The sequence below is a fragment of the Streptomyces sp. NPDC003023 genome (genome assembly GCF_042888225.1).
Taxonomy (GTDB): Bacteria; Actinomycetota; Actinomycetes; order Streptomycetales; family Streptomycetaceae; genus Streptomyces.
The window spans coordinates 1,151,797-1,172,677 of sequence record NZ_JBIAPL010000001.1; the positions used below are offsets into that span (position 1 = coordinate 1,151,797).

20 protein-coding genes and 1 pseudogene are annotated in these 20,881 nt (G+C 70.1%); 10 read left to right on the forward strand and 11 right to left on the reverse strand.

All coding sequences use genetic code 11. From position 1 onward, the window contains the following. Positions 1-9: 9 nt before the first annotated feature. Complete coding sequence (locus tag ACFYV1_RS04780; protein WP_389393899.1) at positions 10-1,320, reverse strand: hypothetical protein; 1,311 nt, start codon at positions 1,318-1,320, stop codon at positions 10-12. 561 nt (positions 1,321-1,881) lie between these two features. Between ACFYV1_RS04780 and ACFYV1_RS04785 the strand changes: the two genes are divergently transcribed. Beyond that, positions 1,882-2,757: a hypothetical protein gene (locus tag ACFYV1_RS04785; RefSeq protein ID WP_389393900.1), complete on the forward strand. Its 876-nt coding sequence runs from the start codon at positions 1,882-1,884 to the stop codon at positions 2,755-2,757. 300 nt (positions 2,758-3,057) lie between these two features. Here the strand turns inward: ACFYV1_RS04785 and ACFYV1_RS04790 are convergent, their stop codons facing one another. Then, positions 3,058-3,621 (reverse strand): SUKH-4 family immunity protein, encoded by a 564-nt coding sequence (locus ACFYV1_RS04790; protein WP_389393901.1) that lies wholly within the window; start codon positions 3,619-3,621, stop codon positions 3,058-3,060. 187 nt (positions 3,622-3,808) lie between these two features. Here ACFYV1_RS04790 and ACFYV1_RS04795 point away from each other — a divergent pair. Together ACFYV1_RS04795 and ACFYV1_RS04800 are read left to right on the forward strand one after the other, a co-directional pair. After that, positions 3,809-4,193 (forward strand): annotated as a pseudogene (locus tag ACFYV1_RS04795) (hypothetical protein); the annotation flags it as partial. 72 nt (positions 4,194-4,265) lie between these two features. Further along, positions 4,266-4,922 carry a class I SAM-dependent methyltransferase gene (locus tag ACFYV1_RS04800; protein WP_389393902.1) on the forward strand — a complete coding sequence of 219 codons (657 nt, stop codon included), beginning with the start codon at positions 4,266-4,268 and terminating at the stop codon, positions 4,920-4,922. Positions 4,923-5,418: 496 nt separating this feature from the next. Here ACFYV1_RS04800 and ACFYV1_RS04805 read toward each other — a convergent pair whose 3' ends face one another. From ACFYV1_RS04805 to ACFYV1_RS04830, 6 genes are all read right to left on the reverse strand, one after another. After that, a complete protein-coding gene (locus tag ACFYV1_RS04805) occupies positions 5,419-6,774 on the reverse strand; it encodes an AAA family ATPase (protein ID WP_389393903.1) in 1,356 nt (451 codons plus the stop codon). After that, entirely contained in the window at positions 6,771-8,282 is a 1,512-nt protein-coding gene (locus tag ACFYV1_RS04810) for a hypothetical protein (RefSeq protein WP_389393904.1), read from the reverse strand. Before ACFYV1_RS04810 ends, ACFYV1_RS04805 begins: the two co-directional genes overlap by 4 nt. Continuing rightward, positions 8,279-9,427 carry a hypothetical protein gene (locus ACFYV1_RS04815; protein ID WP_389393905.1) on the reverse strand — a complete coding sequence of 383 codons (1,149 nt, stop codon included), beginning with the start codon at positions 9,425-9,427 and terminating at the stop codon, positions 8,279-8,281. The genes ACFYV1_RS04810 and ACFYV1_RS04815 overlap by 4 nt, the downstream gene beginning before the upstream one ends. Positions 9,428-9,498: 71 nt before the next feature. Next, positions 9,499-10,389 carry a hypothetical protein gene (locus ACFYV1_RS04820; protein WP_389393906.1) on the reverse strand — a complete coding sequence of 297 codons (891 nt, stop codon included), beginning with the start codon at positions 10,387-10,389 and terminating at the stop codon, positions 9,499-9,501. A 329-nt stretch (positions 10,390-10,718) separates the two neighbouring features. Beyond that, positions 10,719-10,940, reverse strand: a complete 222-nt coding sequence (locus tag ACFYV1_RS04825; RefSeq protein WP_389393907.1) for a hypothetical protein — start codon at positions 10,938-10,940, stop codon at positions 10,719-10,721. A gap of 136 nt (positions 10,941-11,076) precedes the next feature. Beyond that, on the reverse strand, positions 11,077-11,352 hold the full coding sequence (locus ACFYV1_RS04830; protein WP_389393908.1) for a hypothetical protein: 276 nt from the start codon (positions 11,350-11,352) through the stop codon (positions 11,077-11,079). 414 nt (positions 11,353-11,766) lie between these two features. Here ACFYV1_RS04830 and ACFYV1_RS04835 point away from each other — a divergent pair, with 414 nt between their 5' ends. Further along, complete coding sequence (locus ACFYV1_RS04835; protein WP_389393909.1) at positions 11,767-12,369, forward strand: peptidase inhibitor family I36 protein; 603 nt, start codon at positions 11,767-11,769, stop codon at positions 12,367-12,369. A 364-nt stretch (positions 12,370-12,733) separates the two neighbouring features. Further along, a complete protein-coding gene (locus ACFYV1_RS04840) occupies positions 12,734-13,417 on the forward strand; it encodes a DUF899 family protein (protein WP_389393910.1) in 684 nt (227 codons plus the stop codon). A 299-nt stretch (positions 13,418-13,716) separates the two neighbouring features. On the opposite strand, the gene ACFYV1_RS04845 is transcribed toward ACFYV1_RS04840, so the two are convergent. Then, positions 13,717-14,283: a hypothetical protein gene (locus ACFYV1_RS04845; protein ID WP_389393911.1), complete on the reverse strand. Its 567-nt coding sequence runs from the start codon at positions 14,281-14,283 to the stop codon at positions 13,717-13,719. 209 nt (positions 14,284-14,492) lie between these two features. Next, the gene (locus ACFYV1_RS04850) at positions 14,493-16,631 is read right to left on the reverse strand and encodes an N-6 DNA methylase (protein ID WP_389393912.1); all 2,139 of its coding nucleotides are present in this window, start codon (positions 16,629-16,631) and stop codon (positions 14,493-14,495) included. 218 nt (positions 16,632-16,849) lie between these two features. Between ACFYV1_RS04850 and ACFYV1_RS04855 the strand changes: the two genes are divergently transcribed. From ACFYV1_RS04855 to ACFYV1_RS04875, 5 genes are all read left to right on the forward strand, one after another. Continuing rightward, positions 16,850-17,413, forward strand: a complete 564-nt coding sequence (locus ACFYV1_RS04855) for a hypothetical protein (protein ID WP_389393913.1) — start codon at positions 16,850-16,852, stop codon at positions 17,411-17,413. Positions 17,414-17,643: 230 nt separating this feature from the next. Continuing rightward, positions 17,644-18,252: a GNAT family N-acetyltransferase gene (locus ACFYV1_RS04860; protein ID WP_389393914.1), complete on the forward strand. Its 609-nt coding sequence runs from the start codon at positions 17,644-17,646 to the stop codon at positions 18,250-18,252. 116 nt (positions 18,253-18,368) lie between these two features. Then, positions 18,369-18,794 (forward strand): LAETG motif-containing sortase-dependent surface protein, encoded by a 426-nt coding sequence (locus ACFYV1_RS04865; protein ID WP_389393915.1) that lies wholly within the window; start codon positions 18,369-18,371, stop codon positions 18,792-18,794. 22 nt (positions 18,795-18,816) lie between these two features. Next, the gene (locus ACFYV1_RS04870) at positions 18,817-19,494 is read left to right on the forward strand and encodes an RNA polymerase sigma factor (RefSeq protein ID WP_389393916.1); all 678 of its coding nucleotides are present in this window, start codon (positions 18,817-18,819) and stop codon (positions 19,492-19,494) included. Continuing rightward, positions 19,491-19,904: a hypothetical protein gene (locus ACFYV1_RS04875; protein ID WP_389393917.1), complete on the forward strand. Its 414-nt coding sequence runs from the start codon at positions 19,491-19,493 to the stop codon at positions 19,902-19,904. The genes ACFYV1_RS04870 and ACFYV1_RS04875 overlap by 4 nt, the downstream gene beginning before the upstream one ends. A gap of 344 nt (positions 19,905-20,248) precedes the next feature. On the opposite strand, the gene ACFYV1_RS04880 is transcribed toward ACFYV1_RS04875, so the two are convergent. Continuing rightward, on the reverse strand, positions 20,249-20,881 hold the full coding sequence (locus tag ACFYV1_RS04880; RefSeq protein ID WP_389393918.1) for a hypothetical protein: 633 nt from the start codon (positions 20,879-20,881) through the stop codon (positions 20,249-20,251).

Genomic DNA, 20,881 nt, shown 5'->3' on the forward strand with positions numbered 1-20,881 from the left:
GCATTTCGGTCATCGGCGTAGTCGTCTGCTTCTCCGTGGCGCGGGTGCACCGCGGGAGTCACCGGGGTCCCGGCCGCGCAGTGAGGACAGGACGAGACGTCCGTAACGGGTGGTGAGGACCAGTGCTGTGGCTGCCAGAGCGGCGACGAGGGCGGTGACGACGGCGGCGGCACCCTTCGCGCCGAGTACTTGAAGGACGCTCAGGGCCGTGCCCACCGGGAGACCCAGGATGGTCAGGACGCCCAGGGCGCCCGCGATCTGCTGGCTCTCCTGGGTCTGGACGAGGCGGGCGTAGTCGGCGGCTTCGGCGAGGATCTCGCTGAAGCGCTCCGGCAGGCGGTACTGGGCCTGGAAGCTCAGCAGCAGTTCGTTGGCGGGGCCGTGAGCGGTGAGGTGCTGGCGCCAGTAGGTGCTGCGGAAGGCCGCGATGTGCCGCTCGAGGGCTGCCACCCGGCGCGCGAGCCCCGGGCCGTCGAAGATGCCGGAGAGCCCATCGGTGAGTTCGTCGATGTGGTCGCGCTGGACGGTCCCGAGGAGGAGGGCGTCCAGATACACGGTGCGGCAGTGCAGCTGTGCGAAGCCGTAGAAGTCGCCGTCGCCCGGGTCCGCCCGATGTCCGAGGAAGGCGGCCCCGTGGCGCAGTACCAGGGCGCTCCAGTCGGCGGATATCCGCAGGGCGTGACTGGTCCGGTCGGGCCACTGCTCGACGGGTGTGGGGAAGTCGTTGTCCGTGGACCGGGAGGCGAGGTACCAGAGCCAGCGGTCGGCGGAGTCCGATAGCCGGCCGTCCTGCCGCAGGGCAGGAGTGTGGTGGGCGTCGGGGGTCAGGAAAGCGACGGTGTAGGGGTGGGCGATGGCGAACGGAGCCGTGGCCCCGCGCGGTTCGGCGACGCCGTCGAGCAGTACGGCGGGAGAGAGCGGTCCGTCGAGCGGGTCGGGCGCGGCGGGGCTGCGGTGACCGATGGCGCGCAGCGTCTCGAGGAGGGCAGGCCCCACGACGTCGAAGTGCAGTACGGCGAGGGCATGCTCCGGATGGCGTCCGGTGGCGGTCCGCAGTAACTCGATCCCTCGAAGATGCAGCGACTCGTGCCGCACATCCGCGAACCGGTGCCAGCGACAGGGCCGTTCCGGTGTGCCGTACAAGGCGCGGGCCGCTGCCGGGGTGAAGTACGTCTGCCGGGTCTCCGCGTCTGTGCGGCGGCTGCCGAGATCGAACGGTATGGGCCCGGTCGGCCAGGTCGGTGGAGCGGTCAGCCGCACCGGCACGACGACCGCCAATGCCTGACGGACGCCGGTTGTGGAGCTGAGATCCGTTGTCAACGGGGGTGCCTCCGTGCGCGGCCGAGTGTCATGTGGCGGGCAGGTCCCAGGGTACGGAGCTTCCACGGATCTGTGATCAAGGCACCTGGGAAGGTGGGGGCGCCACGCGCACGGCCGGCGGTGCTCCCTCTACCGGCGGTTGCGCCACGCCCGGGAAAACGCGGCCGGCGACATCGTTGCGCTGCTCCTGTGGTAGGAGTCGGACGCCCCGGCCTTCGTCCGCCCGTGAGGTGCTTTGACTCCAGTCACCGCTCCCTAAGGTGCTGGCGGCAGCCAACGCGCAGCCTGCTCCCGGCTGACCTTGGCCGCATCCACGTACCACTTCCGAAAACCTGATCCCTCTCTGGTCGCTCTCTCTCGACCGTGTTGATCGCGCGTTCGGGGGTGTCCCGTTCCCTGTCCGCCCAAAGGCGCCCGTCTCGCGACAGCGGTCGCCTCATCGGGTGGCCGTCGGCATGGTGCTGGAGTTGGCCATCACGCCGTGGCCACCCTCATTACGAGATCTCAACGAAGCCTCCACATCAAGGCTGTTGCGGCTCGGAGGTGCTGTAAGTTCCTGCCATGAAGCAGGGTAAAGAGGTCGAGAACCCCGAGTCGCGTTTCTTCACGGTGCTGTTGGCGGCGGCGAAGCTACCGGGTGTGCGCATCCAGAGGGAGGCGTACCTCCGAAGTGCGCTGGCTCGGCACTGCTCCGAGGACGAGATCCGACGAGCGATAGAAGAGACTCCCGCTGCGGCGGGCATCACCGTCGAGCTCCTCGACAAGGTCGCCAACGACTCCATCCGCTACGAAACCGCCAAAGTCAGCGCCCTCTCGGCCGCCGCCGGGATACCCGGCATCCTCGCCCTCCCGGCCACGGTGCCCGCCGATCTGGCCCAGTACGTCGGCCACATGCTTCGTATCTCGCAGAAACTCGCCTACCTCTACAGCTGGCCCGATCTGTTCTCCGACGACGGCGATGACGTAGATGACGCGACCGTGGGGGTGCTCACGCTGTTCTTCGGCGTGATGTTCGGCACCCAGTCGGCGAACGTCGCCGTCGGGAAGGTCGCCGGGATGATGGCGGAGCAGGTCGCGAAGAAGCTGCCCCAGAAGGCGCTCACCAAGGGCGTCATCTATCCGCTCGTGAAGAAGTCCGCGGCTTACCTCGGCGTTCAGATGACCAAGCAGTCCTTCGCGAAGGGCGTCTCCAAGGCCATCCCGATCGTCGGAGCCGTGGTGTCCGGCGGGCTCACCTTGGCGACCTACCTTCCCATGGCCAAGAGGCTCAAGAAGCACCTCGCCGGCCTGCCCCTGGCGGACCCGTCGCACCGAGGGGCGGAGGGCAACGTCGTGGACGGTGAAGTCGTGGACGAGCACGAGACCGTCGCCCCGGCACACGCTGAACAGCTCGGCGCGGACACCACTGCCGCCAAGCCGGAGGAACCCAAGCCCTGACGCCGTGAGTGCTCTCCAGGCCGTCCAGGAGAGTGGCCTTCTGTCTGCGATGGATGTGCGGGCCAGGTTCCTCCGGCGCTACGGACGAGGGCGGCGTTGGTGCCGCCGCTCCGGCGTGATGAGTCACCCTGGGGGAGAAACCGGTGAGCGACGTCATGAGCGGCGCTCCTTCGCCGAGTTGTCCGTCCTTCCGGTCGGCCGGGTGCAATATTCCTGTGCATGACCAACAACCCTGACTGTCACGGAACTTGATCAAACCCTGGGCGGCGGCCGAACCCACACAGCTGCGGGGATTTCGTCTCACCACATTCCGTGTTCCAGTTCCTCCAGTGACAGATTCCACTGTGAGTCCTCATCGGCGAAGGGAGTAGGGTCGAAGGCGCCGACCACTCGCTTGAAACGCGCTGACTGCTCCTCGGGGTCAACGTCGTTGTCGTGATCGACCTCGAGTTTACGGAAATCGATGAGCGCGTATACAAGGGATTCGACATCTCGGTGGAGCTCGGTGTAGTCGGCAGATCCTTCCGGGAAGGCGTACAACTTTCCGGACTTGGGGTCGATGGCCACGAGGGAGGTGAACAGGTAGCCGAGCATCCACCAGGACCGACTCTCCGCCGGGCAGGGCATACCGTAGTGATCGAAACGGCTTCCGAGGCCAATCGCGTCCAGATCGGCAGGGTAGGGGTCCTCAACGTCTTCCCGTGAAGTGAAAACATCGGAATGGGGAATCCCTACAGAGCTCAAGAAGTTCGCCGAACGCGCTTCGAACTCGACAGTTTCGTCCTGCGGGAAGTACACGACGTTGTCCAGGCCGTAGGCCCGCATCAACTGGGCTGGGGTTACAGAGAAGTTCACGTTCAACATCCTGTCTTACCGTGCCGCTACCTGCCGTGAAGCTGTCTCACATAGGTGACGTACTTGGTGTGTTTCCGTGTTTGTTGTCTTTCCGTCAGGTATATAGTAGTCGGCGACTTGAGTGACCTTCACGTCTTGCTTGAAGTAATAGTCCAGCCCGCGTGCACACTCAGGATTCTTCTTGCACGGTTCGCGTTCCCTCTGGGACCGCGAGGTGGCACTGCTGCTGCGCGACCACTCGATGGTCCGCGACATAGCCGAACCTAGCCTCGGCAACGCCGTCATGTACGCCATCAACTGCATGGAGCACCCGGGGGTCCACCTCGGGGTCGGCGAGCTCGTCGACATCGGCGTGCACCAGCTCATCCGCGATCCGCCCGTGTGGTGGGCCCTCTGCGACGCGTACGACGAGGGCCGCTACAAGCACCACGTCCCGTTCGTCGAGCGGCGTCGTGACGGCCTGTGCCTGCGCTCGGCGGACTTCCTGAAGTCGATCGGTTCGACATCGGCGAGGAGTTGTGGGCGATCGACGGCACGGACTGCTCACCGTGTGACAACACAAGGTCCCCGACAGCCACTGACCGGCCCTACCCTGGCCCCAGTCGTCAGCTCCCCGGGAGGACAGGGGCCGACCCCTGCGAAGAGGAATCGCCTTGCCCGTACAACACGACATCGCAGCCGAGACGGAGCTGTGGGACACGTTCGCCGCCTCCGCATTCAGGGAAGGCGCGGAGCCGAGCTTCGGCTGGACCCAGTACGCCGGTCACGGACCCGGCCCGGAGCTGCTGGGCGACCCGCGCCGCGTGCTGGAGATCGGCTGCGGCACAGGTCGCGCCCTCGCTCACCTCGCCGAGCGCGGCGTCGTCGCCCGGGGCGTCGATTTGTCTCCCGTCATGGTCGAGAAGGCCACTGCCACATGGCACGGCACTGGCGCGGAGTTCGTGCGCTCCGAGGTACTGGAGTACCTGCGCGGGCACGAGGAGGTGTACGACGCGGTCTACTCGATTTTCGGAGCCGCCTGGTTCACCGACCCGAGCCGTCTCTTCCCTCTGGTCCGCGGGAGGCTCAGGCCCGGCGGTGTCTTCGTGTTTTCGCAGCCGCCGGCCATCCCCGGCGCGTACGGGCCGCAGGGCATGTACAAGGGAGGCTTCGCCGGGAAGGCGATGTTCACCTACCGCTACTGCTACCGGCCGGCCGTCTGGGAGCGCCTGCTCACCCGAGCCGGGTTCGCCACGGCCGACGCGTGGGTGCTCGACGCGCCTCGGCCCGGGCACATCGGGACGCTCCTTGTACGTGCGGTCGCTCCGTGACGGACCCGCCGGCCCGAACCGGTGGCTGACCGGGGCATCCGCCGGCCTCGCTGTCTGTGCCGGTGAAGAGCGACCGACGAACCCGTGGGCGCTGCTGCGTGGCGAGCTCGTTAGTCTTCGCCGTCCGGGTCGGCATCGGAGGCCAGGTAGTGCTGTACGCGGAGGATCAGCACGACGTCGTCGCGGCAGTCCTCCTGGTACCAGATCATGACGGGCCCTTCGGCGTGGGTCTTGACGCCGGAGGCGGATTCCTGGATGTCGAAGGGGTGGCCGATACGGCGGACGCCGACGGCTTCGGCGATGCGGCGGGCGAGGTCTTCGACGTCTCATCGAGGTGGATCCTTGGCGGCGAGGCAGGGGCGAGCGTGTCGTCGCCGATGGTCCGCTCTACGCACTCGTCGACCGCGTCAACCGGGACCTCATGCGTGGCTGAGGAACGGAGCGGGCGTGTGGATTCCGAAGCCTGCTCCGACAACCCGCTGGGTCATTCAACACCTCAGCCGGAGGCCCGGTGCTCCGCCCGCTCCAGGTGCCCCATCACCACCTGGTGCGCCCGCCAGCCGTCCGGGAACTTCGGCGGGACGTCCAAGTAGACCGGGCTGCTGCGCGGGTGGCGGTCCAGGAGGTCGCGGATGCCGGCGCGGGCGACCACGATGCACGCGAAGCGGTGCCGGGAGAGCAGCACGCACAGGCGGCCCGTCTCCAGGTGGAACGCGGACGCGTCCTGGCGGCCGGAGAGCGGGTGCCAGACCAGGGTGACGTCGAACTCGCGGCCCTGGAGGCGGTTGGCGGTGTCCACCGTGATGCCCGTCAGGCCGCGCGCCGCGAGCCGGGCCCTGACCGCGTCCGCCTGGACCGTGCGCGCCGTGCCGATGGCGATACGGGGCTCGGTGAGCAGCTCCCCGTTGACGAGCGCGCCGCGCTCCAGCAGCCGGGCCGCTGTCGCCGCGAGGGCCTCGGCGACCTCCGGGTCCTCCTCGAGGGTCTGGCGCGCCGGAAGCTCCAGCAGACCCCAGCCCGTCTCCGCGGCCCGCGCCAGGACGCTGTCCGCGGGCGTCGCACGGTGCGGCGCGCTGCCGTAGCCGAGCACCCGGTCGGCGCTCTTCGTGCCCGAGGTGAAGCGGTAGAAGGGGTAGAACGCCCGCTCGACCAGCGGTGCGGCGCTCTCGGGAAGCCGCCAGGACACCGGCAGTTGGTGGCGGTCCAAGTCCTCGTTGTGGGCGAGGGTGACATCGACGGCGTTGCGCAGCGGATCCCAGGTCAGGCCCTGCCAGCGGTCGGTCTCCACGGTCGCGAACGGGTCGAGCTGCCCCGGGTCGCCGACGAACAGGACCCGCGAGTCGTCCTCGCTGAACAGGGGCGCGGTGGCGAGGAGCGCGTCGGAGCGCATCTGGTACGCCTCGTCGACGATCGCCCACTGCCACGGCGCGCACTTGTCGGCACTGACGTACGACCACTTCTTCGCCGTCGACACCACGACCGGCAGGTCCCGCAGCGCGGTCACGTCTTTGCTGCCGGTCACGTTGGCGTGCCGCAGGACGCGCTCGGGGAGTGTGAAGGTGCTCGCGTGCAGGCGGCCGAGCGCGAGGTCCGGGTACTCGCGGGCGATGTTGTCGACGAGGTCGTCGACCTGCTCGTTGGTCTGCGCCACGACCATGAGCTGGTGGCCGGCCGCCGTGAGGTGCCCGGTGGCGCGCTTGACGAGCGTGGACTTCCCGGCGCCGGGCGGCGAGTCGACGACCACGCCCCGGCCGGTCGCGGTGTCCAGACCGGACAGGATGCCCGCGACCGCCCGGTCGGCCAGCGCCCCGGGGGAGGCGTCGGACGTCGCGTTCTCGGCGGTGGCGGTCACTCCCAGGTCTCCTCTGCGTCCTCGTCGGTCGGTTCGTACGGCTGCGGCGGACCGCCGTGCGTCCACGGCGTGTCCTCCTCGGCGGGCAGCACGGACGGCATGCTCTTCGGGTCGACGGACGTGTACGTGATCGTGTCGCCCACCTCGGCGAGCGTGCCGGGCGGCGCCGGGGGCTTGCGCTTCCGGTCGAAGCCGCCGTTGAGCTGGACGACCACGGCATGGGTGTCACCGTCCGGAACCACGTCCACGATCTCGGCCTTCTGCCCGGCGCGGGCGGGGCACTTGATCTGCGCGCCCACGGCCAGACGCACGGGCGTCTCGCTGCGCACGGTGATCGTCGGGCGCCACACCGTGGAGCCGGGCCGGGTGCCGTCGACGAAACGGTCCTCGTCACGGGCCGTCACCCGACCGGTGAAGGCCTCGCCGGTCAGCTCGTACTCCGCCATGACCAGCGGGTCGTCGTACGCCCGCTCCGCGTCGTATCGTGCGGCCGCCTCCTCCATGCGGGCGAGCCGGCGGGCGGCCCCGACCGCGTGGTCCCGGCGGGCCTGCGGGCGGCCGTCGTCCTCGAGGTAGGTGACGTACTCGGAGAACAGCCGTCGGTCGTAGCCCCACCGCTCGGCGACGTGCCCGCCCTCCGGCAGTTCACGCAGCAGATCCACGCCGCGCCACACCAATTGCCACGTCGGGAGCATCTGGTCACGCAGCTCACGGTCGATCTGACGGCCGGCCGCCTCCCGGTCGCGGTCCGAGTCGGCCTGGCCGTAGCGGGTCATCAGTTCGTCCAGGGTGCGGTCGAAGACCGGGTCCGTCGCCGGGCCGGCCGGCGGCCACCGCAGCGGATCCTCCGCGTCCCGTGCCGCCTCGGCGCCGCTTCGGCCGTCGGGCGGGTCGATCCAGGCCAGGAGGGAGGCGAGGTGAGAGTCCTCGGAGGGGCTCTGTCCGGTGACCCAATGTGCGGCCAGCAGCCGGGTCATGGCCTGCAGCACACCGCAGCCCGGGTACTCCGCCCGCTCGGCGAACCAGGTCAGCCACTTGCCGAGGGCCGGTACGGACGGGTCGACGGCGTACGGTCCCTCGACGGCGCGCAGCCTGGTCAGACGGCCGAGCAGTCGAACGTACCCCAGGCCTTCACCGCAGGGCAGGATGAGCTGTGGTGCTCGGCCGAAGCGCTGCCGTTCCTCCTTGTCCTGGCCGCGGCCGACGGTGTACGTCTGCGTCTCCCCGATGCGGCACTCCTCGATGTACGGCAGCAGCAGTGCGGCGAGACGCTCGACGAAACGGAACCGTTCGGCGCGGTCGCGGGGCTGTCGGACCGTCAGCAGTACCGGCTGCTCGGGGTCGGTTCCCGCCAGGGCGGCCAGCGGCGCGCAGGCCTCCCCGGCGAGCGTCAACGGCACCAGCACGAACGGCCGGTCGTCCAGGTGCGTGTGCCGCACGGTCGTCAGCCGTTCGGCCCGGCCGGTCTCCGCCGCCCGCAGGGCGGCCACGGTGGCGAGTGTGCTCATGCGGCGCCCCCCTGGCGCAGTCGGCGCAGCCGGTCGGCGGCGCGCAGCTGGTCGACGGCCTGTGCCTCGGCCGGTCCCGCGGCGAGAGTGCCGTCGATGAGCGACAGGGCGGTACGGGTGGAGTCGACGCCCGGGAGACCGTTGCGTACGGCGCCGCCGAGCCGGGCGGGCGCGGCGCAGGCGGTCGCCTCGTCGCGGCAGTAGCGGGCCATCTCGCAGAACGAGAGGCAGTCCGGCGTGTAGGAGGCGTCGAGGGCGCCGACCGAGGAGTCGAGTTCGCTCTCGTGCCGGTCGAGGTCCAGGGTGGCGGACTCGGGGAGCCGCAGCGCCAGGTCATCGGCGCGGCGCAGCCGGGTCAACTGGAACTCCAGCGCGTCGAGTTCCTGGCGGAGGTCGACCAGGCGGCCGTAGGGCCGGTTGGAGAAGTCCTTGGGGCAGACGAGCAGGAACTGATGGGCTATCTGCTCCGGGTCCAGGCCGACGGCCTCGAAGGTACGGCGCAGGGCGAGGACGTACACGGCCGCCTGCTTGGTCGTCTGGGCGACCGCGGACGGGTTCGCCTGCCCGTCGATCGCTGCGAAGGAGCGGATCTCGGCGACGTAGAAGTGCCCGCCGATGCGGTGCGTCAGGGCATGCGGCTCCAGATAGGCCGTCTGTCCGGCCACTTCGAGAGTGAGAACGGGGCTGTCGAGGATCAGACGCTGGTCGCTGCCGGAGACGAGGTTCCGCAGGAGGCGGCGGGTCTCCTTGGCCCGGCGGAGCAACGATGTGTCGCCCCCGACGTCGGTGAGGTCGGCTACGGCGGCTTCCGCGACGGGGACGTCGAGCTGCTCGCGCAGCAGACGGATGAGCTCGGCGTATCCGCCCCACTTCACCAGGGCCTCGAAGGCCAGCTCGCGGCTGATCGCGAACGGCGACCGGCCGAATCGTGGCTCATAGCCCATGCGTTGGGCGAGGACGGCCTTGTCCACGCCGGCGGCGTCCAGTACGGCGCGGCGGGCACAGGCCGGGTTCGCGGTGAGCGCGGTTATCTTCCGCGCCGTGTACGGCTGCGGGCTGCGCGGGCCGCGCAGTGCGGCCAGCCGGTTCTCAGAAGGCCCGAGCGGGGGCCGCGGAGGCTGAGGGGGCTGAGGAGGCGGGGGCATCTTCTCTTCTTCGAGACAGTGCAGGCGAATGCGGAGACACGTCGGTTCAGAGGCCGTTGAGGGGTGTGGTGTCAGGAATGTGCGCCACCCGCGCCGCGCAGCGCGTTGTGCATCGACGGAGCACCGAACAGCTGCTGCACATCACTGAGTTGGCTGCGAGCGCGGTCTGCCGCCGACCGGCGCTGGGCGCTGTCGGACTCCACGTGGACCACGGCCTCCGTGTGTGCGGCGGAGATCACCCGGGTGGGATCGACGTTGTCGCTGTCGTACGCCCCGGGGATGTTGAGTGCGAAGCGGCGCAGCAGCTGCCAGGCGGCATCCGACGGAGGATGTCCCGCGTCGGACAGGCGCTGGATCTGCTCGGCCGTACCGACGGCATGAGTGAGGAAGTCGGCACGCAGGCTCAGCGGCGCGACGATGCGTCGCTCCAACGGCCAGACGGAGACGGCGAGCAGACCCCGTGCGGGCGTGAGCCGGTCGTGGGTGAGAGCCGCGCAGATGTAGTACGGGCGGGAGTAGCCCTGCGCGCCGAAGGACCGTTCCTCGTCGCGGCGGAGTGACGCGAGCTTGGTGGCGACGAGCGGTTCGGTGAAGAACGCCTCGTACACGGAGGAGATGAGCTTTGGTGAGGCAGGTGCTCCGAGCAGTGTGAGCGACTGGTGGACCTGCTCGCGGACGGGAACGGCGCCCTGCGTGGAACGTTTCTCCCGCTGCTGTGCGGTCGGTGGCGGAGCCGTGTCTGGTGCGGTCGGTGCGAGAGGTGCCGATGTGCCGGGCGCTCCCGCAGACGGCCCGTCGGCTGATTCCTCGGCGTCCAGCGCGGCCTCCCATGCGGCTTCCGCCTCGCGCAGCTCGCTGCGGACTCGGGACGCAGCGGCGCTGTCACGGGAGCGTCGGGCCTCGCGCAGCCGGGCGCGCAACTGCGAAAGTCGCTCCTCCAGTTCCTCGAGCGATGGGGTCATGGACGGCAGCCTACCCGGTCGGCCATTGAATTCCAAGACTCTCCAAGGAATTCCAAAATTCTCGCTTCAGGGGGTGTGGCGGTGGCGAGATGCGTCACCCGTTTCGAAGTGCATGCTCATCGCTGATTCCCCTGCTCCGTAGCCTCGCCCAGGCTAGAAGATCATGCGAATCGCGATCCCCTGGGAAGAGGGTGCCCTGATGGGCCGGAACGCCGTTCCTCGGGGGCCTGGGCGAGGCCAATGCGGTTGCCTTATCGATTGTTTGAGTATTTGCAGCGCATCGGGCCCACGGACTCAGGTCAACCGATCCAGTCTCGGAGCCGGGTGCGTCATGGTCCGCACGTCCCGTCGGTCAGGGCCTTCTCGTATGCCTGTCGGGCTGCGGCGTCCGCTTCCGCCGCCGAAGCGTTGACGGGTACGTAGGCCCCTGAGTAGACCGTGCATGCCGGATGGACAGGCTGGGCGGCGTACCACCCGAAGGCGACGACGGCGGCCAGGATGGCCAGGGCGACAAGTCTGCGCCGGGATGTGCGGAAAAACGGGGTGATCACCCAGGGATTGTACGGAGCGTGCCTGCCGGTCCGAACACGGTGCGGTTCAAAAGCCGCACTGCTTCCTGAAGCCGCCTTGGGGAGGCCGCTCCTCACCGATCTCGTCGGCGCACGGCACAGTGTCGTCCGACCGGATTCACGAAGTGCCATGCACGCGCAGGCGGTTGGTGTGGCCGGCGTAGTACACGACGACAGGAATGACCGAGCCGTCCCTGAACCGAAGGCTGAAGTCCGGGCCCATGTCGATGAGGAACTGGAGGAGGCTGTCCTGCGTCTCCACGTCGAGCCCGGGTGAGGGGTACGCGACCCAGGTGCCGTCGTGGGCGGTTTCGAGTACGACCGGGACCCGGGCCAGGCAGGTCGATGGGTTGGCCCACCACTCCAGTTGGGTCAGGTCTTCGTCACTGGTCACATGCGTGAGGGTACGGGTCGAGAGAGAGTGCCGGCCATCCGCGTGCTGTGGGTCCGGGGCGTGCGTCGTGCCGGCTGCCCCTCGGTGCCAGAAGAAGTGCGTTGACCACAGCGCCCGCTGTCCCCGCGAAGCGGTGGCAGAGCGTCCGATTTTGTGGCCTTTATGCTGGCGGCATAAGCCGATATTCATGGTGTTCACCACTTTGGCCGGTTGCCGCCCTGGAGTGTGTACCTCCACTCCCGGCACTGCGCGATGTGCGCCCGGCGGTGGGGCGTTGTGCTGGCCCGATGGCTTTGATGGCGCGCGCGGCAGCGGCGCAAGAGGGCCTACGACCGGAAAGGCTCTGGGGCCGCGGAGAACGAACCTCTAGCGTTGATTGCACACGAACAAACAACGCACCGCGACCTGAAGGGCATGATTCCTGTGCGTATCAGAACGAAGCTCGCGGCCGCGCTCTCCGTGGGCGTCCTGGGCGTCCTCGGTCTGGCCGGCCCCACTTCTGCGGCAACCGCGATCGACTCCACCATCGCGGCCCAGGCCGAGCGGGCGGGCCTCAGCAAGAGCGAGGTCGCCGATCTGCAGAAGCAGATCGACGAGCAGATGGCCGCCACTCCGGGCGGCAAGCAGATCGGCGTCAACCAGGTGTCCTGGCGCGACGGCAACGCGGTCATGACGTGGCCTCTGCCGGGTGAGAAGAAGGCCCGCGCTGTGGACGAGCCCATCGGGGCCCTCGGCTCACCGAACTGCAGCTACGCCTGGACCTGCCTCTACGAGCACCGCGACTTCGACGGCCGCCGGCTGACCTGGTCGGACTGTGCCTTCGTGAACCTTGCCAACTGGAGCTTCAACGACAAGACGTCGTCCTGGCACAACAACCAGACCAGTGGCACCCAGACCCACGTCTACAACTGGACGGGCAGCTCCTGGTCCCGGCTCTGGACGTCCACCGCTCCGTCGTGGAGCTCTTACGTCGGCAACACCAACAACGACAAGGCCGACGGTCTCTGGGTCTGCTGACGGGTACCCAACACTGCCGGCTCCTGCCGGCCGGGCCCCCGGGGAAGCGGGCCTGCTCCGGCGGAATGGCTCCCTCGCGGGCGGAGGCGTACGTACCACCGCCCGCGACGGAGCGACCCTCGCAGGACGGCCGGACCCAGGACGAAGGGCCAGGCCGCCACGCGGACGGACTGGGTGTCGGTGATCACCAGGGCCGGGTAGACCCTCTCGGGCCACTCGTGAATCAGCGCCGAGCCGGACCCCAGCTCACCTGTCGGCCGACCACGGAGCGGCCGTAGACTCAAAGAACCAGTTCGGGAACGCGGGAACTGAGAGCTCGTGATCCGGACCGGGGACGGGGGGATGGCCACCCCAGGAGGACGCGATGTTGCGGCACACCAGACTGGCCGACGAACCGGCGGACTACCTCGACGCCCGCGAGGAGCTGCGCCTGGCCGAGCTCGATCTCATGCACCACCGCGAGAAGGTCGCGGCCCAGCGACGGGCGCTCCCGCAGGGACCACCCGTCGACGACTACGTCTTCATCGAGGGCCCTGCCGACCTCGACGCCGGCGACACACCGGTCCGCGAGGTCACTTTGAGCGAGTTGCTCACAGCCACGGACCGCCCGCTGATCGTCTACCACTTCATGTACGGCAAGCTGCAGACCGATCCCTGCCCCATGTGCACCCTCTGGATCGACGGCTTCAACGGCATCGCCCATCACATCGCCCGGAACGCCGACTTCGTCATCGCGGCGGCCGCCGACGTGCCCGCCCTCCGGCAGCACGCCCGCAACCGCGGATGGCACCGGCTACGGCTCCTGAGCTGCGGCGACAGTACGTTCAAGTACGACCTGGGCAGCGAGGACAAGGACGGCGAACAGGATTCCACGATCTCCGTCTTCACGCGCGACGGCGACGGCACGGTCCGCCACTTCTACTCCACCCACCCGCGCATGACCGACGACATCGACGAGCGCGGCATCGACCTCCTGGCCCCCGTCTGGCACCTCCTCGACCTGACTCCGCAGGGTCGCGACGACTGGTACCCGAACCTCGACTACTGACAACCGGCGTTGCCGGCTGCAAGCCCGACTCACGTTCGACGGTTCAGGTTCCCGGTGCGACGACTGGAGGCACCAGCGCGAACGGCCGGTCGTCCAGGCCATCCGTCACCGGCGGGTCACGTCGCGTGACAGACCTCACCGCTGTTCCGGAACATGGTGCGACCAGGCAGGGCAGGGCGCCGCATGAGCACACTTGCCACCGTGGCCGCCCTGCGGGCCGCCGAGACCGGCCGCGCCGAACGGCCGACAACCGTGCGGCACGCGCAGATGGCCAACGTCCGCTCGGCCTCCGTCTGCTGTTACGGGGTTTCCTCGGGACGCTCGGTCTGGTAGCGGACGGGCCAGTCCTCCACCTTCACCAGCAGACCCTCGCTCGCCAGGTCGCGGAGGATCTGGCGAGTGTGCTTCGCCTGCGGCTCGTGCCCCGCGTCGCGCAGTGTGCGCAGGCCTCGTTCGGTGTCCCAGCAGCCGCCGTAGGTGCGCACCGCCTTTTCGAGGTCCGCGCGCTGGCTGATTGTGCTGTCGGTCATCCTGGACGCTCCTCGGGCCTGGTCTGCGGCGGGGATGGCGGTGTGTGCCTTCTTGGTGTGGTTGGTGATGCTCGCCGGGGCGCCGACGTAGCTGCAAGACGGGCACTTCCGCCACACGCCCTCCGACACGGCACGCGCGCTCACCGAGTGCCCGGGGCCGTAGCCGTGACCGTGCAGCAACTGAGCCACGGATGATCCGTATTCGGCAGCGAGCAGGGCCGCCTCTGCCACCTTGTCGTGACCGGGGGCGAAGAACGACCCGGCACCGACCTTCGTGGCACAACCGCACCAGCAGGTGCCCGTCGGAGTGAGGTGGGGGAGAGGCTTTGTCGTCATGCGCGCCACGGTAGAGGAACGACCGTGACGGACCAGGGGCTTTGCCGTGTTTGCTTCGGACGCACGCAGCCTCGGCCGGAGTGTCCCTCATTGAGGGCGGGGCCGTCGTCGGTGTGCTGCGAAGGGCACCGGGCACCCATCGGTTGCAGTGGGCGTCGGAACGCCCCGGCCCAGCTCTCGCAGCCGCGCCTCTGGGGCGACGCAGTCGACTACCGCATCCGGTCCGCCGGCGGCTCGAGCGCCCCCGCCGTCAGTCCGTCCGTGAGAATGTCCGCCGACCGGCGGGCGAGGTCGGCGGCCCTGTCTGCCGCGCGTCGCAGCTCATGGACTCGGCGGAAAGCCTCGCCGTAGCGGCGTTGTTCCTCGAGCGGCAGCAGCGGGATGCGCAGTCGGCCCGGCTGGACCTGGACAGTGGTGCTGCCGGTCGACGCGCCCGCCAGGTTGTCGCCTGCGTCGAGGAAGCCTGCGAGGAACCACGGGTCGAGGCGGTCGGGATCGGGCCGCAGCGCGGCGACGAGGTGGCCGAGCACGGCCCCGTCGTCATCGTCGTCGGCAACGCGGGTCATGGGGCCGGAGCCGCCCCGGACGATGCGGATGAGTACGTCGCCGGACTGCACAACGGGCGCGCCCTCCGTCTGCTGCTGACCGAGGTCCACGGAGGCCCGCGTGCCGTCGGCGATGTCCTTGCCTGTCAGGACGGGCCGGTCGGCGTCCGCCTTGTGCCCGGTGCCCGAACCGGGACCGCCCTTGCCCGGAGGGCCTGTTCGCAGAACCTCCAGGGCTCCACCGCGTGTGAGGTCGGAGACCGCGGCTGTACGCCACTCCTTCCTGCCTTCTGCAGCCGGGTGCCAGGGCCCCTGCTCGGCGGCTCCGGCGAGAGCCACCGTCTGCCGCGCCAGGTGCAGCAGATGGTCCTCGGCGCGCCTCGCCACCTCTTCAGGGTCGATGTCGGTGCTGGTGGCCCGCACATGGCGTGACGGTGTGAGGTCCAAGAGCTCGTCGAGAAGCTCGACGACCGGCACGGCGCGCGCAACACCGGGCTCGTCGGTGAACGCATCAGGTGCGGTTCTGAATGCGTTCCAGTGGCGCAGCACCTTCTCGGAGACCTGGTCCCAGTCGAGCGCCTCCCGTTTGCGCCGTGGCGGTGCCGTGCCCGGTGAGGCGTCGTCCCGGGTGGCACCCGTGTCGATGAAGAGGACGGACGAGCGCTCGGCCGTGCCCGGTTCCGGACGCTGGAGCACCCAGATGTGCAGGCCGATGTGGAGCGGGGCCGCCGCTCCCGCGGGCAGTGCTGCGACGGCTCGTACGGCTCCGCCGCGGATCAGTGCGCCGCGGACCCGGCGACCGGACGGCCGGGCCGCCGTGGCGGGCGGCAGGAGCAGGACGGCGTAACCGCCGGGAGCGAGGTGCGCCAAGGCATGCTGCACCCAGGCCAGTTCGGACTCCGCCCTGGCGGGCAGGCCGTACGCCCAGCGCGGGTCGTAGGCGAGTTCCTCATGGCCCCAGTCGCGGTCACCGTACGGCGGGTTGCAGATGACGGCTTCGGCGGTGAGGTCCGTGAACGCGTCCGCGCGGAGGCTGTCACCGATGCACACGGTCACATCCGTGTGGTCGGCTCTGTCCAGCTTGAGCCGTACAGCGGCACGTTGGGCCTGGACCGGGACCGAGTCCTGGCCGTACAGGGCGGTGGCGCCGTGGCGTGCGGCGGCTGCCAGGAGCGTGCCGCTGCCGCAGGCGGGGTCCAGGACACCGGAGAGTCCGGGGGAGTCGGGAAGCAGTTGGGCCATCAGGTCGGCGAGCGGCTCGGGTGTGAGGTACGTACCGCTCGACGCGCTGTCCTCGAGCTCACGCTCGGCCAGGACGTCGAGGGCCGCGAGACCGCCGTCCTCGTCGATGCATCGCAGTAGGGCGCGTAGCGCACCCGCGTCGCCGGTGCTGAAGGTGATGCTCTCGGCTCCTGGGACCGCGTCGGCGAGTTGCCGCGTCGCGGTGTCGGCGTGGGCGACCAGTTCGGCGTCGGGCAGATCGCGCGGCGCGACCCCTCTCTTCTTCGCGGGGCGGGCCGCGGCCAGGACGAACGGGAGGAGACGGGCGGCCACGCCGCTGCCGGCGGGGTGGAGGCGCAGGCGGGTGCGCAGTTCCTCCGACGGCGTCGCGGCGGACGTCTGGCCCCGGGCCTCGAGCCATGCCCGCACGGCCTCGAGGTCGTACAGCGGGCTCGACTCCGTGCCGCCGGAGGGGGCCGGGAAGTCCTCGTGCCTGCGGCGCCAGTTGCTGACGGTGGCCCGCGTGACCCCGGCGATGCGGGAGATCTCAGCGGCGGTCACCTGGGCGGATGGCTGTGGCATGAGGTCCCCGTCGGGTGGTCGGTGAGGCGAACGCATGCATCCTACGGCAGGGGCCAAATCGGATGAGTGGATTGACAGTGCTTTCGTGGACCTGATTTGCTTTGGATGCTTGCAGTGTTGCTGTCGGGGCGGCCCCGTGCGTGGCCGGTCGGGCACAGGCATGCGGAGGCGCCGCCAACGGGGCGGGTCCGGTTTCCGGCGAACGACAGGAGAAGGCGATGAGCGCTCCCCAGTACCCCCAGCAGTCAGGCGGCTCCCCTTGGCCGTACGGGCCGCCACCGCAGCCTCCGGCCCATCTGCAGAGGAAGCCGTCGCGTCGCAAGGGCTGGCTCACGCATGGCGGTGCCGCGCTCGCGGCGCTGGTGGTGGGTATCGGGATCGGCGGCAGCGGCGAGGCGGAGGCCGGCACGGACGCCGCTGCCGCCGTGCCGAAGCCCGGGCCGACAGTCACCAGGACCGTGCAGGCGGAGCCCGCCCCCACTGTCACGAGGACGGTCACCGCCACGCCCGCGCCGCCGAAGAAGACCACGGCGCCGGGGCCGGCGACATCGTTCGCCGGTGACGGCGAGTACCTGGTCGGCACGGACATCAAGGCGGGCACGTACAGGACAGCGGGGGTCGACAGCTCGTTCGGCTGTTACTGGGCCCGACTGCGGAACGCCAGCGGCGAGTTCGAGGCGATCATCGCGAACAACAACCTCAAGGGGCCGGGACGGGTGACGCTCAACAAGGGGGAGTACTTCCAGACCAACCGGTGCGCGGAGTGGAAGCGAGTCGGGTAGGCGAGACGGCCCGATGTGCGCCGCCGCGGATCTGTCCGACCTGCGTCGGGTCGCATCCGAGCGTCCGCCGCTCGAAGCCGTCGGCCCGGTCGACCCGGTCGACCCGGCCGTACGCGCCCCTGCCCGCGAGCAGCGGCGCGTACCGGCGGCCGCTGCCCGCGGACAGGGCCCGATCTTCGGATCGGGACCCCACCCCGTCGGCCAAGATCATCAAGGGCAGAATGACCCGTATGCCGATGACGAACACGCCGCAGACGGCGGCGATCGAGGATGCCCCACGGATCAGCCGCACCCTTGCCCGCGCCTTCGACGACGACCCGATGATGCGCTGGTTCTTCCCCGACGCGGCCTCGCGGGAGGCATCGCTGGGCCGCTACTTCTCCACGATCTTCTCCCGCCAGTACGTCCACAACGGCGTGTGCGAACACACCGGGGCGGCGGCCGCCTTCTGGGTGGCACCGGAAGCACAGGAGAAGGCCGTACCCGACGCGGAGACCGTCCAGGAACTCCAGAGCATCCTCGGCGACCGGGCACCGCTGTTCAGGGACGCCGTCCAGGCGGCTGCCGAGCACACACTTCGGGAACCGCACTGGTACCTGGCGGTGATCGGTGCCGACCCGGCCGCCCAGGGACAGGGACAGGGCGCCGCCCTCCTGCGCTCGGGCCTGGCCAGGGCCGACGCTGCGGGCATGCCCGTCTGTCTGGAGTCCTCCAAGTCGGCCAACCTCCCCTTCTACGAACACTTCGGCTTCACCGTGCGCGAGGAGTTGCGGCTGCCGGGGGAGGGGCCGGTGCTGTGGGCGATGAGGCGGGAACCACGCTCTCCGGCCGGCGCGTAGGTCCCGGAGCCCCTCCGAAAGTTTTCCGCGAAGGGCGGCAACCCCCTGCCCACTCGCACGTCGTGCAGGGGGAAGGGGCATGATCCCGTGCCCCAGCCCGAGTTGGGAGAACCACCGTGCACAACCTGAAGCGCGCAGCCGTCACCGCGGCCGCCACCGCCGCACTGGCCGCCATCGCCGTGCCTGCCTGGGCGGCGACCGCACCGAGCGCCACTCCCTCGGTCGCACCGACACCTGTGACGAGCGTTCCGCCGAAGGCGACACCGGCCGCTGTGCCGACACCTGTCACGAGTTCGCCGCCGAAGGCGACACCGGCCGCCGTGCCCACGCCCGTCACGAGTTCCCCGCCGACTGCCACTCCGTCCGCCGCGCCGACCCCGGCCACCGGCGACACCCCCGGCGCCCCGCAGCCCTCCAACCCGCCCGAGCTCGCACAGACGGGTGGATCCGCCACCACCGCCGCCATAGGGGCCGGCGCCGCCGGGCTCGTCGCGCTCGGAGCCGGGACCCTGTTCGTCGTGCGGCGGCGCGCTCTTCGCTGACGTGCACGACCCGAGGAGCACTGTGCTGCACCACGCCCTGCCGATCCGCCCCGCCGCGCCCGTATTCCCACGGGTCCGGCCCGGCGGCGGGTGGGGCGTGCGTGCGGCCCTGCGCACGCTGCTGCTGCGCCGCGAGCGGCAGGCCCCGCCCGCCGATCACCCGCTCGCAACGAACCCGCTGCCCGCGCGCCCGTACGGCACCGCGGCCGCCCAACCTCCCACCGTCACCGACCTGTACCACGCACACCGCCTCGGCATGGTCCGCCTCGCGGTGCTCCTCGTCGACGACCTCGCCACCGCCGAGGACGTCGTCCAGGACGCCTTCACCGCCCTGTACCGCCGCCACGGCGAGCACATCACCGAAGTCGACAATGCGCTGGGGTACTTGCGTACGGCAGTCGTCAACACCGCCCGTTCCGTCCTGCGCCGCCGCAGGACCGCCCGCGCCTGGACACCACCGCCCCCGGCCGACATCCCCTCCGCAGAGGCACACGTCGTCCTGGACGAGGCGCACCGCGAGGTGCTCGCCGCCTTGGGCCGGCTCACCCCGCGCCGCCGCCAGGTGCTGGTGCTGCGGTACTGGGCCGACCTCAGCGAGGCGGAGATCGCCCAGACCCTGGGCATCAGCCGAGGGGCGGTCAAGTCGAACGCCAGCCGCGCACTTGACGCGCTCGAACGGATCCTGGAGGGACGGATATGACAGGCGGCGGGCAACGCGAACCGCTCGTGGAGCACCGGCTCCGGCAGGCGCTCGAGGCCCGGGCGGAGTCGGTGACCGTGCGGGACCTGCGCTCGGCCGCGCCGCCCCGCACGGCGCGCCGGCGACCGTGGTGGCGCCGAGACCCGGCGCCCCGGTTCCGTCGCGTCGGTCTGGCCGGCCTCGTAGCCGCTGCCCTGGCCTGCGTCGCCTATCTGACACTGGCCCCGGACCCGGTCGACTCGCGCCCCGCCCCACCGGCCGTCCCGCCCCGGACGACGTCCCCGGTTCCCGTCCCGAGCACGACGCCCACGGTGACGCCGAGCGCGATACCGAACCCGCAGCCGAGCATCAGCCTCCCCGCGAACCACTCCGAGGCGCCATCCACCGCTCCCACCCCTGGAGCCACCTGAGGTGCGCTGCAGAAGCCGATCGAGCTCTGCCGCGATCCCGCGTGGGTGAGGAGCTGACGAGTACAGACCGGGCGAGGTGGTGCCGTTGCTGCCTGCGGGCAGGAAGCGGGGACGGCCTCCGATCTGGGCCAAGCGGCGACTGGCGGACGGGTACGTCGGCGGACACGGAGCGGCACGCCCAGGCCTGACGTATCGCTCAGGTGCGGCGAGTGGGAGACGGCCCACGGGTGGTTCCGGCGCCGGCAGCGCCATGGGAACGGGAAGCGAATCCTCAAGCAACTCCAGGCCCAGGCCGACGCCGACGACGTGATCTCGGCGTCTGCCGGCCCGGCCTCTCGCTTCGCTCAGGCCGCGGGGAGCCGGGGCAGTTCCTTGGGGAAGGCCCGCGGCTCCTGGCAGTCGACAGCCTTGTACGTGTGGCGAGCCAGCTGGTAGGCGAAGTCGACGAGGACCTGCCGCAACTCGTTCCCGTGGACGCGGGTTTCACCGATGGTGCGGGCGTCGACGGTCAGCGCGTAGGCTTCCCGCGCCTCGCCGGGCTTCTTGCCGGGCGGGGTGCACGGGACGTACACGTGCGCGCGGTCGGGGTGCACCACGGCTCTGATGTCGCCGGACGACACATCGACCGGGTTCTTTTCGTACCCGTTCTCCGCGTAGAAGTCACGCCACGGGCCGGGAGCCGCATCACGGGGCTCCACCTCTCCCGAGATGACGGATCCACCGCTGGTGCGTACGTAACAGGCGAAGTAGAAGTCGCCGTCCGACCGGTCCTCCCGGAGTTTCCCCCGCTCCTCGGCCGAACGAGCCGAGGGCAGAGCACGCGCCGCGGTCTCCCGGTCCACCGCACCGTCGCACGGCCGGGCCGGCAGCCGGTCGATCCCCTTGGTGAAGATCTCCAGGTACCCGAACACCGCCGCGATCACCACCAGGCAGCTGATTCCTACCGTGACGGCGTTCTTCTTTCGACTTGCCTGCAT